This window comes from Robertkochia solimangrovi (assembly GCF_007279655.1).
In the GTDB taxonomy this organism is placed as follows: Bacteria; Bacteroidota; Bacteroidia; order Flavobacteriales; family Flavobacteriaceae; genus Robertkochia; species Robertkochia solimangrovi.
Genome location: NZ_QKWN01000007.1, coordinates 42,805 through 55,795, shown reverse-complemented (window position 1 = coordinate 55,795; position 12,991 = coordinate 42,805). Strand labels below are relative to the sequence as shown.

Below are 12,991 nucleotides of genomic sequence, written 5' to 3'. Positions count from 1 at the left end.
TGGTTCCGACAGCGATGGTAGGCCTGGTTGAGTTCATGAATTTATATTTTTTTGAAGTAAGAAACTAGCCATGAGATATAGCCAATGTTGTAGGGCGTTATATTACTCGTCAATTTCTTCAAATGTCAGTTCATTTCTTGATTTACTTATTTCAATTCTTCTGAATGTAGGGGCATATCCTTTTTGTCCGCTAGGTTCGAAAAACTCTCGAATAAAAGCATTTTCAGTTTCATAGTTTTGAGTCACCTTTGGGCCAAAATATCTGTTGTCTGATAAATAAAGTAAAGTGTCAACCGAACTTTTTTCTGATTGAAAATCATCTGATTTTTTGATTTCGTTTATAGCTTTCCTTTTGTCACTCCCTGATATTTCTATCGTGAAAGTATGATAGTAGTCTCCTATGGCTGAACTAGATTCATTATGCACAACTTTAAATTCATCCATTAATTCTATCCCTTGTTCTTCTACAAAAAATCTAGCATCTTCCTTGGTGAAAAACTCATCCTCAAAATAGATAAAAACTCCTGATATTATAACTATTAGGCCATAAATGAGCGTTATGGATTTTGCTGCTTTGGGATGTCCACTTGATTTTATTGCCCAATGAATAAACCAACCAGTGCCAATTGGTATTCCAATGAATACAATTATTAATATAGCTATGAAAAAGAATGTGCTCAATTTGATTTACTGGCTTTTACTAATGCCCTACAACGGCTCGGCTATGAGTAGTTGCGTGGTTTAGCGATTAATTGCAAGTACGCACCAAACTGAAAAGCCATGAGGATTTTCAGAAGTAGGCGAGTAGAAGCAATTACTTATAGTCATTGTTACCTGCTGGCTTTTTTATATATTGTTATCTGTCCAAGTAATTCAGTTCCATCTTGGTTGAAAAAGAAAGTTGTTGAATCCTTTGGGTTTTCCTTATTCGAAATATGCAAACTTAACAGTTCGTATTTCAAGTCATATTTTTTTGTGTTATTTGTCAATTCCTCAAGTCCGTTTACAATTATATAGTCAGAACTTGATTCTATTAAAGAGTTGTAAATCAGTAGGTTCAATTCAATACTTTGTGAACCAATAATTTTCCTTAATTTATTCTTGTTGCTATATTTTTCTATTGTTGCTTTAATTAAAGGAAGATTAACTCTGTTGTCAATATATAAATCTTCCCTGTCTAAATACATTTGAAGCAATTCTTTAAATAGTTCAGTATCCGATTTCAAATCCGTACCCTTGTATTCATCTGTATTTCTCGTAACTTTTAAGTTACAGAGTTTTATTCGACTTCTTTTGGTTTCTAAATCAGCTTTATAAATACAGTTGTCAGTCCAACTTCTAGCAAAGAATAATGAATCTTTATGAATGAAGATATTCCATTTTTCATCCATACTTCCTGCAAAAATTCCTCTGTTTAAAAGCTCAAACTCTTTTTGAGATAAGTCAATATCCAATTCAGTCTCGGCATATTTATTTGAGAATGCTTCAGCTATCTTTATTTTTCTTTCAGTTTTCATTTTTCAGCTTGCAGGTAACGTTTTGTGTATGGTGCGTATCCCAGAGGGTATGCACTATACACCTTGTTACCTGTTTTTTTTATTCTTTTTTATCTGTTTTAATTACCCACAGTTTTTTGTCCAATTTGTATTTGGTTAGGATAGATTCATTTGGAATAGTCCAACCGAAATCCGCTTGGTTTTCATCAGCAACAGTGATGGTATAAGTCTTTCCAACTTCAAAGAATCCATCTTCATAGAATTCTGGACAAGTAAAAATCACACCTATCGAGTCAAGTTTGTAATTTGAATCCGAAAATTCAATTATTTCAAATTCAATAACTGTTCCCCACGCAATTGTACCGCAATGAGGAGTTAATGAAATCTCATTGATTATTTTTCCTTTTAGTTCAAATTGATTTCCACGAATTGAATCGGTCTGTGCAAATCCAATCGTAGATATAAATATCAAGGTCAATATGGTTATTATTCTTTTCATTCTAATTGCAGGTAACGGCTCGGCTATGAGTAGTTGCGTGGTTTAGCACTTAACTTAGCAAGTACACACCAAACTGAAAATCCGCGAGTCCCGCACGTGCGGGAAAAAGTAGGCGAGAACAAGCAATTACTTATAGCCATTGTTGTGCGTTCGTTTTTTATTTCCATTGTCTGTTTTTCAAGTTGGTTTTCTTTAATGAATATCCATCGTTAAAAAACAATTTTCCATTATCTAAAATCATTATTTTATCAGTCAAAAATCTTGGAACAGCATTTAAGTCCAAATCCTTTACAATAATTTCTATTTCGTTAAAATTCGGATTGTCGATTTTTATAGTTTCTTTTTGTCCTAAATAATGATATGTAATTGTTTTTAATTCTTGAGTCTCCAATTCCGCAATTCCATTCACGTCTGCTGCTTTTCCAGCGTTTTGGTCATTTACTATAATGAACGCAGCTGCAAGAGGTAATTCCAAATCTCGGATTGTAATTTTGATATTATCAATTCGGTCAGGATTTATTTTTCCGCTATAAGTCGTACTTGGATTTTTTGGTTGTTCAAATGTGTTCAGTTTTATACTGTCAGTAGATATTTGTTCCCAATTTCCTTTGACTACAGTTCCGCCACCAACATCCATAAAAATAAAATACTCAAATGTTTTGTCCGATTTCAGTTCAATTTGAGTGCAAGTAAGGTAACTTTTTCCGCATTTTCCATATAAACCAATTACGGATTTATTCGTTGAGCACGAACTGAAAAAAAGTAAAATTAAAATCAGTTTAATGTATTTCACGGGTTTTTCTTAAATGACGCACAACGGTCTCGGCTATGAGTAGTTGCGTGGTTTAGCACTTAACTTTGCAAGTACACACCAAACTGAAAATCCGTGAGGATTTTCAGAAGTAGGCGAGAACAAGCAATTACTTATAGCCATTGTTGTAAGCCGTTTTTATTTAATCATTTTTAATTCTTTATTGTCATAAAATCCAATACCATCATTTTGAGATAGAAAAATAATTTTGTTTTCATTCAAGACTTCTAATTTTAATACATTCATTGGCGAGCCAACGGCATCTGGTTGTCCATATTTCCAATTTAATTTTGGTTGCAGGATTATTTTCCAATTCTCAATTTTTGATAAGTCTGTACTTTTATCGCCTTTAAATATTCCATTTTGCGAATAAAAATATATTGAGTTATTATGTTTGCTGTAAGTTGCAGGTCCAATATATTCAGCACTTACCCAAGTTTTTGTACGGTCTTTTTCGGTAGGTTTACTCCAATGAGAATCACTTTCAAGTACAGAATAAGCCTTTAAGTTATCAAATCGAATAATAATTCCACTATTCATCATATGTTGTAGACCTGAAGATAAATATACTGACGATTCATCTTCAAAAAATGATTTAATCGGCCAAAGCTCAATCCTAAAATTTCCTAAATCTGGAACTTCAAAATTCTTACTTATCGTATTAAATATAAATAAATTACCACCCCATTCTCCATAGCCAAAACCCAACCAAATTCTGTCGTCTTTGTCAATGTAATAGCAATAAGGTTTTCCCCATTCAGTTTGATAATTTATTTGATGATTAAGGGACTTTTTCGAAAAGCAAATCTTTTGATTTTCTGCATCTTCAATTCCTTTATTGGTTATAAGGTAGCATTTGTTTTTACTATTAAAAACAATTCCGGTAACAACGTTTTTGCTTTTGGATAAAATAGTCCAAGTGTTCTTTAAATAATTATATCTCTTAATCTGATTCTGTTTATCTAATACAACTATGTTTTTTTCAACGTCAGTTGTCAAAATTGAAATGTCTTGATTGCTATTTATTTCTTTTTCAATCGAACTTCCATTTTCTAAGTCAAAAAAATTAAGTTTTCCATTATCATTTAGACTGCATATATATTTATCAGTTATAACAAAATTATTATGAACTGTCTGTGCTTTTAATCCAAAATCAGATAGAAGTATTAAAAATATTATTGCTAAAAAGTTTCTCATTCTGTTTTTTCTCAAATGGCTTACAACGGTCTTGGCTATGGTTTCGTTGCGGAAAACGTCCGCAGGACTTTTCCGCAAGACCTAAATATAGTAAAGTTGCTCAAATAAAGGGTGAGGATTACCGCAGCAATGAACTATAGCCGGTGTTGGCATTAGTTTTTTATTCCGTTTATAAATTTTTCTAATTCCGCTTGATTCAATGAATTTTTTTCATCGTCCACAATGTAAAAAGTCAGAACGTAATCTTTAATTTCAATAGTCAATATTTTTAAATTCGAAAGTTTGTTTTTCGAATCATTTTTTGTTTTGTATTCAAATCGATAAGTTTCCGAAATTGCTCCATTCAGTTCGTTCGTTACAATTCGTTTTGCATTAAGTCTTCGGTCATTTTTGGGTTCGGCTAAATAAGAAGTCCACATTAATTCAAACTTATTTATACTTCTAATATTCAGATTGTTTTTTCCTTTTAATGCTCGAACATCGAAAAGGTAACAAGCGATAATCGGTCTTTTTTTTTCGCTATTTTCCAAAATAAAAACCGGTTCGAAAATTGCGTCCGCAAAACTTTCTCTGTCTTTTTTATTCAGTTCCGAATTTTTAGGAAATTGATATTCAGCTTTAAATTTATTGAAAGTGTCTTTGTCGGCAAGTACAAAGTTTTCGATTAGGTCAATCGAAATTCCGATATCTTTTATTTTGATCGATTCATTTGAAATTTCAACTTGCGGTTCGAAATTCAATTTTCGACTTGTGATTTCTTTCGTTAAGTTCATTTTTCAAATTAATGCCAACATGTGTATAAACACACCAGTGTGTTTATTTCTATTATATATCCACTCAAATATAAGCAAATACCTACATGTCTATCGGGTTTTTTATCGTGCTGAAACTGTTTTTGGCTACATGAGTATATAGCTCTGTGGTTTTAGTGGAGTTATGTCCAAGTAAAAGTTGTATATATCTAATATCAGAACCAGCTTCTAAAAGATGAGTTGCAAAACTATGTCGAAGCGTGTGTGATGAAACTGGAATTTTTATACCTGCTTTTTTGGCAGTATTTGTTACAACTTTACCTATGCTATTTGCGCTGTATTGCTCTTTGGTTTGGCCTTCAAATAAATTATTTTTAGGTCTATATTGTCTGTAATATTCTCTTAAGTCCTTTAACATTTTTTCAGATAAGATGGTATACCTGTCCTTATTGCCTTTAGCATCTCTGACTTTAATTAGCAATCGGTTACTTTCAATATCGGTAAGTTTTAAGTTGAGGAGTTCAGAACGTCTTAGTCCGGCAGAATAGAGTAGGGCTAAGATGCATTTATGTTTTAGGTTATTGGCACAAGAAATGATCGAAAAAACGTCATCTTTTGAAAATACTGTAGGTAGTTTTGTTGATTTTCTGGGACGTTCTATACTATAAAATCTGTTTGGAAAGCCTAAGACAGTTTCGTAATAAAATTTAATACTGTTAACAGCTAGATTTATGTAGCTGTCGGACCGATTGGTTTTGACTAGAAATTCTAAATAATTTCTAATGTCATTTTCATCAAAGTGATTAATATTTTACTCGTTATAATAGTTTATAAAATATTCGAAACAGGAAACATAGGTTTTAACAGTATTGTTTGCATATTTTTTTAACTCTAGTTTTTGTAAGTAGTTTTCCGGACAAAATTTATAGTCCGGATGTCGTTTCCTTGTGTAGACCCAACTGGCATCAAATAGCTCATCCAGTTCTTTAGCTCTGGTTTTTTCAAAAAAGTATTTGGTGTCTATTCAGGCTACACCTTTAAATAATTTAAAAATTGCCTTTAGATTGTGTCTGGGCACCTGGTTTTCATCGGATAATTTCCCCTTCTTTGTCCAAAATTTCTATTCTTGGATTGTCTTCACTATCTACATATATTTTTATTCTCGGGTTACCTTCCTTATCGTTTATAAATAGACCTACATCTTTATTGAAACCTTTTCCGATAAATAATCTATCTTCCATTAGCAAACTATCTGTTTTCATCTTTTGATAGGCCTGTTTTTTTTCTAGATCGGTTTCTAGATTTTCCATACCATTAAAGCGATTATTTCGTTCCTCAAAAGTATTTTCTTTAGGATAATCCCACAGTTGCAACCCGTATTTCCTGTTGTGATTTTTAGTGTTTTCCATATACTGGAGTTGCATAATTTGGTCGTCCCTGAATTTATCCACAGAAAGGACCATTCCGGCATCCTTTTCATTGCCATCGTATACCAGTCCTCCACATTCATCTCCAAAAGAATTGAAAAATATAATCCCTGAAGGTCTTTCCCTCTCAGGCAATTTATCTCCATTAATTATTCCGGAATGCTGTCTGGATTCATTACTGATGACCATTCGTAAATTCGTTCCAGTTTCATCGACAATGTTTAAACGCTTAACGTTTAATACGTCAAAGTTTTCCTGTGGTTCCGAATTTTTATAGATCCATACAATTGCGGTGATGAATGCAACACTGCTCACCACCAAATAATAGGTTAAAAAATTTATCCTTCTTTTAAGTTTTTGTTCGTTCATGGGTGTTTGTTTTTATTTTCTCAGCACGGGTATCTGATTTAATATTGAAGTTTAAGTCCTGTTATCCAACACTTCAGTTATGTGCTTTGATCGTTGTGTTTGTACCCGGTATTAAGACCAGCATCAATTTTCCACACTTATCTGTTTGTTTAAAAGGAAGACGAATGGGAAAATCGTTTGTTACATAATTTTCATAGGTCCATGTTTGTTAACTCAGTTCATATTGGATTGAAAAGGCATATGCTGTCCAGGATAGGATAGGCCTATCGATCCATACGGCTTTCAACGCTGATATTATTATTTTGTTGAAACTTCTGTTGCCCGTTGAAAGTATTTTTCCGCCTCAGTTCTATTGTCCAGGGACATATAGGCATTTCCGATTTCATTTAATAAATCTCCTGATTCAGGAAGTGATACGAGCAACATTTTGTAGATTTCTATGGCCTTTTTATAATTTTCGTTTTTCTTGTAGAAGCCCGCAATATCAAAAGCCCTGTATTTTAAATCACTTATAAATTCATCCGTTATGAACTCATTGACAAAAATTTCAAAATGCCCATAGTCATTGGCCCTGATTGCACTGCGGATGATAGTATACTTGGACCATGATGATAATAAGGGGGGAAATCCATATTGGCGGGATCGCTCTTTGGCATATGCATATGCATGATCCAGGCCACCGGCCTTGATGAATTTTTTAAGCACATCTTATTGAAACTCCGGATAGTATTTAAAATAGTTCCTTAGGCCATGATAGAGCGTGGCAAATCCGGTAGAGTGATGTTCCTCGTTTAACAGTTCTGTGTACAACCAGTCTAACCCGTCGATTTTTTTACCGGAAAGCCAGGAGTCAAGTTTATCCGTACCATGGTATACTGAATATTCATCAGGTCCAATGGATGTAAAATAAAGCATGGTATTAATGGTCGATATATTGTCTAAAGCATCTATTTGATCCCATATGGGAAATGGGCTCGCTAATAGGTAGCCATCAAATGCTATTCTGTTGTTAACCATGATATGAAACCCAAGGCTCCCTGCATATTCCCAGCCAAAAAGGAGCTTCTCATCATCGGTGCGGAAGTTGCCCTCAAGGTACGGGATCAGTTCTGCCTTCATAAATTCGATGAATTTCTCCTTTCCATCACTGAAATGAACGAAGCGCTGGGGATAACCGGTGTTGATACCCACTATAATAAATTCTGGGGCGAGTTTGGATTGCCTGAACTTATTGCTCAGGCTTATGGCATGGTTAAAGAAAAGTTGCCCGTCCAACACATACAGGACCGGGTACTTTTCTTCTGTTTCGGTATAGCCGGAGGGAAGATAGATTTGTATTTGCCGCTGTTCCCCCAAAATTTTTGAATGGATAAAATGGTTCGTTCCAACAATGTTATTGGTCGTCCTATTTTGAGCAGCTAATTGGAGGGATATCAAAAGGCTTATGCTGGTTAGGATAAAAAAATTTTTCATTTACTTATAGTAATAGCTATTAGTGATCGAATAAATGTAATGTGTTTATTTCCCTTTCAAACCTAAAGGATCTATTTAGGAGCTACAACAATAAGTTGTTAGTTAAATATTTTTTAACGTTTTACAGGTATCACATTATAGGGACAGGCCACTTCTAGCGCTGTAATATAATATACAGTCCTATTTGATCCTCATTATTGAATCACTAACTTAAATGGATGCAGGTTTTTTAAGATATTGATATGCCCCCGTCCACGGGAAGGACAACTCCGGTAGTCCATTCTGACCCTGAGTCTAATAAAAAGACAGCGGCTGAAACGATATCAGCTACACTCCCTCTTTTTTGGAGTGGTATTTGTTTTTTTTCACTTTCCTTAATGGCGGAAATAGTTTCATCATCAAAACCGGCAGATTTTAGTATGTCGGTATTCGTAGGGCCGGGTGCTATTGCATTAACGTTAATTCCCATGGGAGCAAGTTCCAGAGCCCAGACTTTAGTTAACATATTAAGGCCAGCCTTTGCCGAACCGTATGCACTAATACCTGGATATGCCTTAATACCATGACTACTTGTAATGTTTAGAATATGTCCTTTGGTAACAGCCAAAAAGTCCAGACACTTTGAAGCCAATAGTGAAGGGCCTATCAAATGAACTTGGTACATCTCTGACATGGAAGAACCTGTAATGTCTTTAAGGCTCCCAAGTTCAACATGTCCGGCACTATTGACTAGAATATCCAGTCTGCCATTCCAAATCTCTCCTATAAAATCAATGACCCTGTCAAGATGTTCTTCATTTAAGCTGCTGTATTCCAGAGCATTAATGTTCGGCATTGCATTTTTTGCTGCATTTAACTTATCTTTGTTCCTGCCGGTAATTAGGACATCCCACCCTTTTTTATAAAAGTATTGTGCTATTCCAAAGCCGATTCCGGATGATCCTCCGGTAATAAGAATTTTATGTTTCATGTATTATAAATTTTAAGCAAATCTAAAATCTATTTTACTGAATAACAATAACTTACCTTATGGTAAGTTGCTGAGATTAAGGTTTGATTTACTGAAAAACAAACACTTGCCAAGGAAAAAAAATTAAAAAAAATGAGTTATAGTAGAAGAACCACCATCAATTGCGAAAACAACCCGGAATCGGACTGTGCCATTGAAGCTTCATTGTCCATACTGGGAGGAAAATGGAAATTAAAAATATATAAAGCATTAAGATCCGGAAAGCCATTAAGATTTACTGAAATAAAAACCTTATTAGAGCCTATTTCAGATAAAAGTTTAACCGCTCAACTTCGCGAAATGGAAGAAGATAATTTGTTGACAAGAGAGGTTTATCCGGTAATCCCGCCTAAAGTGGAGTATGGGTTAACTACATTGGGGAACTCACTCGAAGGAATTTTTATAGCCTTGGAACAGTGGGGTAAAACATATATCGATCAACGATGAAGTGCGTAAATGTTAGAATTTTTTGACTTTGAAAAACATACTAATGTAATTCATAATGGACAAAGGTCTATATCTCTTTTTGTTCAATTTGTTTTGAATACTGATTTCCAGACAAATGACAGTGCTTAGGTAATTCTTTTGATAACTTTTGAGATGGTTTCGAAAAAATGTAGAGCGGGAGTAGAATTCAAGGTATTAAAAAAGGCTTTCGAGAAATCGAAAGCCTTTTTTCTAGTAGCGGGAACTGGACTCGAACCAGTGACCTTCGGGTTATGAGCCCGACGAGCTACCTGCTGCTCTATCCCGCGATCTTGCGAGTGCAAATATACAACCATTTTTATGTTATCCAAATGTTATTGGGCAAAAATATTATTATAATCATCCATGTTTTACGCAATGGGTTCATTGACAGCTGCTGAGGAGGTGAAGATTGTAAATTATAAATGTTAGATTTTAAATTTGGTGATAGTTTGTAGTAATGCAGTACACAGTAAACAGTAATGTAGTGAAGCAGTAGGCTGTAAGCTGTTGTCTGTCTTCTATTCCCTGTTTGGTGACCTCTGTTACATCGTTACATTGTTATATCGTTACAGTTACAGAGCCTATTACTCATAATTCTTAACTCATAATTCATAATTTAACTTCAGTTGCTTACTAAAAGGTGAAGCAGAAGAGCTTTAGGCTGTATGCTGTTACCTGTTTTCTGTTTCCTGTTGGGTGACCTGTTACATTTTTACAGTAGAGCCTATCACTCATAACTCTTAACTCATAATTCTTAATTCATAATTCTTAATTTAACTTCAGTTGCTTACTACAAGGTGAAGCAGTAATGCAGAAAGCAGTGAAGCAGGAAACCACTGTTTTCCGTTTTCTAACTTCTGGTGTTGATTTAAATGTGACTTATGAATTAAGGATTATGGATGGTTAATTCTTTTTTAAAACAGACCCCTGATTTTTCAATTCTCAATTCTCAATTCGATTTAGATACGCTGTTACATGTTACCTTGTGAAGGGGTGAAATAGTACGCTACTCTGTTTTCCGAGGTTGACATGTCACGTTGTTACAAAGTTACAATGTCTATAACTTACAACTCTTAACTCTCAACTCACAACTAAAATTGGTCATTTACCATTAAACATTATATTTACCCTTTCCGAACTAACTAATCAAATATTAAAATCAATTACCCTATGGATTTTCTTATCGAACTAACCTCTAAAATGATCGGTGTTGCTGAGTGGTTTATGCTTTTCTTCGTTATCGGTGGCGGACTCTTTCTTGTTTTTTATTCAAAGTTCAAACCATATCTGCATTTTAAGCATGCTATTCAGGTCACCATGGGGAAATTCGATAAGGAAGGTGATTCCGGTGATGTGAGCCATTATCAGGCACTGGCATCTGCCGTTGCCGCTACCGTTGGTCTTGGGAATATTTCAGGTGTGGCTATTGCTATCCATAACGGAGGGCCCGGTGTGGTTTTCTGGATGTGGCTGACCGCTGTTATCGGCATGTGTATCAAATTCTATTCTTGCTCCCTGGCCGTGATGTTCCGATCGAAAGATGCAGCGGGTGAATTGCTCGGAGGTCCCATGTATTATATGGTAAACGGTATCCGTACCTTTGGAAAACCCATGGCGATTCTCTTTAGTATTGCCGGCCTTATCGGAGTGCTTCCGATCTTTACAACCAATCAGCTTACTGAAACGCTCATCGCCGTCGTAAAACCGGATGAAAGCCTTTTTCAACTTGGTGAATTCACCTGGAGAGCGATCATCGGAATCATACTGGTCGTAGTGACTTCTCTGGTGATCTTTGGCGGACTTAAAAACATCGCGAAGGCTTCTGCTTCGCTTGTGCCCTGGATGGTAGCACTCTATATGCTTGCGGCAGTTGTGATCTTTGTGCTGAACTATGATCAAATCCTGCCATCTTTCAAACTGATATTTACAGAAGCGTTCAATTTTAATACCGCGGTACAGGGCGGTTTTTGGGGATTGGTATTATTAGGGGTGAGAAGAGCGATCTTCTCAAATGAATCAGGTGTGGGAAATGCACCGATGTTTCATGGCCAGTCGAGAACCAGTGAGCCGACTCAGGAAGGACTTGTGGCGATGCTCGGACCCTTTATCGATACGATCATCGTTTGTACCATTACTGCATTGATTATTATCGTTAGTGGTGTATATCTGGAATCAGAGAACAATGGAATCCAGCTAACCCTTTTAGCCTTTGAACGTTCCCTGTTTGGATTTGGAGCAGAATTCCTGATGCTACTCGTAATCATCTTTGCCATATCAACACTTTTTACCTATTCCTACTATGGAACGAAGTGCCTTGGATTCCTAACCAATCAAAAGACTGGACGTTTCTATAACTATATTTACATTATAAGTATTATTTTTGCAGCGATATCTGAACTGGATCTGGTGATCAATTTGATCGACCTGTCCTTCGCGGTAATGTGTATTCCGAATATGATCGCCATACTTTACCTGTCACCCCAGATCAATGCCAATATGAAGGCCTATTTCTCAAAAATAAATCATGGAAAAGCATAAAGCAGGTTTCGTAAATATTATCGGTAATCCCAATGTTGGAAAATCCACATTGATGAATGCCTTAGTAGGAGAGAAGCTCTCCATCATTACTTCAAAGGCACAGACCACCCGTCATCGTATCTTCGGAATCGTGAACGGGGATGATTTTCAGGTGATCCTGTCGGATACGCCTGGGATTATAAAGCCTGCCTATGAACTTCAGAAATCCATGATGGATTTCGTGAAATCAGCTTTTGAAGATGCGGATGTGTTGGTTTACATGGTTGAGATCGGTGAGAAGGCGCTGAAGGATGAGGATTTCTTTAAAAAGATTACCGGGACTAAAGTACCTGTGCTTTTACTGCTCAATAAGATCGATACCTCTGATCAGGAGATGTTGGAATCGCAGGTAGATTACTGGAAAGAATTGGTGCCGAATGCCGAAATCTATCCGATTTCCGCACTCGAGAACTTCAATGTTGATGTGGTTTTTAACCGAATTCTGGAATTGCTTCCAGAATCGGAACCTTTTTATCCGAAAGATCAGCTTACCGATAAGCCGGAACGTTTCTTTGTAAATGAGACGATTCGTGAGAAGATTCTTTTTAATTACAAAAAGGAAATTCCATATGCTGTGGAAGTAGAAACCGAAGAATTCGTAGAAAGTGATAATATCATCCGAATCCGCTCTGTTATCATGGTGGAAAGAGATACACAAAAAGGAATCATTATCGGTCACAAAGGGAATGCACTTAAGAGAGTGGGAATTCAATCCCGTGAGGATCTTGAGAAATTTTTTGGAAAGCAAGTACACCTGGAACTCTATGTAAAGGTCAATAAGAACTGGCGTTCCAATGAAAAGCAATTGAAAAGATTCGGCTATAATCAAAAATAGAGATCAGCTAACTGCCATATGCTTTAGACGCTATGTTTAATCATAAAGCCTAAAGCATATAGCCTGAAGCCTAACAAA

At 35.6% G+C, this 12,991-nt stretch carries 14 protein-coding genes and 1 tRNA gene; 3 read left to right on the top strand and 12 right to left on the bottom strand.

The window, feature by feature from the left end:
* Positions 1–102: 102 nt before the first annotated feature.
* From DMZ48_RS10500 to DMZ48_RS10445, 11 genes are all read right to left on the bottom strand, one after another.
* Positions 103–681, bottom strand: coding sequence for a hypothetical protein (locus DMZ48_RS10500; RefSeq protein WP_143955103.1), 579 nt, complete (start codon positions 679–681; stop codon positions 103–105).
* A 149-nt stretch (positions 682–830) separates the two neighbouring features.
* Entirely contained in the window at positions 831–1,517 is a 687-nt protein-coding gene (locus DMZ48_RS10495) for a hypothetical protein (RefSeq protein WP_143955102.1), read from the bottom strand.
* A 79-nt stretch (positions 1,518–1,596) separates the two neighbouring features.
* Positions 1,597–1,995, bottom strand: a complete 399-nt coding sequence (locus tag DMZ48_RS10490; protein ID WP_143955101.1) for a hypothetical protein — start codon at positions 1,993–1,995, stop codon at positions 1,597–1,599.
* A gap of 157 nt (positions 1,996–2,152) precedes the next feature.
* Complete coding sequence (locus DMZ48_RS10480) at positions 2,153–2,788, bottom strand: hypothetical protein (RefSeq protein ID WP_143955099.1); 636 nt, start codon at positions 2,786–2,788, stop codon at positions 2,153–2,155.
* 156 nt (positions 2,789–2,944) lie between these two features.
* On the bottom strand, positions 2,945–4,003 hold the full coding sequence (locus DMZ48_RS10475) for a hypothetical protein (RefSeq protein WP_143955098.1): 1,059 nt from the start codon (positions 4,001–4,003) through the stop codon (positions 2,945–2,947).
* Positions 4,004–4,155: 152 nt separating this feature from the next.
* Entirely contained in the window at positions 4,156–4,776 is a 621-nt protein-coding gene (locus DMZ48_RS10470; protein ID WP_143955097.1) for a hypothetical protein, read from the bottom strand.
* Between the two features lie 82 nt (positions 4,777–4,858).
* Complete coding sequence (locus tag DMZ48_RS10465) at positions 4,859–5,416, bottom strand: tyrosine-type recombinase/integrase (RefSeq protein WP_277872833.1); 558 nt, start codon at positions 5,414–5,416, stop codon at positions 4,859–4,861.
* Between the two features lie 424 nt (positions 5,417–5,840).
* Entirely contained in the window at positions 5,841–6,551 is a 711-nt protein-coding gene (locus DMZ48_RS10460) for a hypothetical protein (protein ID WP_143955096.1), read from the bottom strand.
* A 297-nt stretch (positions 6,552–6,848) separates the two neighbouring features.
* Entirely contained in the window at positions 6,849–7,256 is a 408-nt protein-coding gene (locus tag DMZ48_RS10455; RefSeq protein WP_143955095.1) for a tetratricopeptide repeat protein, read from the bottom strand.
* A gap of 3 nt (positions 7,257–7,259) precedes the next feature.
* Positions 7,260–7,907, bottom strand: a complete 648-nt coding sequence (locus DMZ48_RS10450; protein WP_162558704.1) for an alpha/beta hydrolase — start codon at positions 7,905–7,907, stop codon at positions 7,260–7,262.
* 346 nt (positions 7,908–8,253) lie between these two features.
* Positions 8,254–8,994 carry an SDR family NAD(P)-dependent oxidoreductase gene (locus DMZ48_RS10445; RefSeq protein WP_143955093.1) on the bottom strand — a complete coding sequence of 247 codons (741 nt, stop codon included), beginning with the start codon at positions 8,992–8,994 and terminating at the stop codon, positions 8,254–8,256.
* Positions 8,995–9,126: 132 nt separating this feature from the next.
* On the opposite strand from DMZ48_RS10445, the gene DMZ48_RS10440 reads away from it, so the two are divergent.
* Positions 9,127–9,480 (top strand): winged helix-turn-helix transcriptional regulator, encoded by a 354-nt coding sequence (locus DMZ48_RS10440; RefSeq protein ID WP_143955092.1) that lies wholly within the window; start codon positions 9,127–9,129, stop codon positions 9,478–9,480.
* 235 nt (positions 9,481–9,715) lie between these two features.
* Here the strand turns inward: DMZ48_RS10440 and DMZ48_RS10435 are convergent.
* Positions 9,716–9,788: transfer RNA gene (locus DMZ48_RS10435), tRNA-Met, on the bottom strand.
* Between the two features lie 883 nt (positions 9,789–10,671).
* On the opposite strand from DMZ48_RS10435, the gene DMZ48_RS10430 reads away from it, so the two are divergent.
* A complete protein-coding gene (locus DMZ48_RS10430) occupies positions 10,672–12,039 on the top strand; it encodes an alanine/glycine:cation symporter family protein (RefSeq protein WP_143955091.1) in 1,368 nt (455 codons plus the stop codon).
* Positions 12,026–12,913: a GTPase Era gene (gene era, locus DMZ48_RS10425; protein ID WP_143955090.1), complete on the top strand. Its 888-nt coding sequence runs from the start codon at positions 12,026–12,028 to the stop codon at positions 12,911–12,913. The genes DMZ48_RS10430 and era overlap by 14 nt, the downstream gene beginning before the upstream one ends.
* The last annotated feature ends 78 nt before the right edge of the window (positions 12,914–12,991 follow it).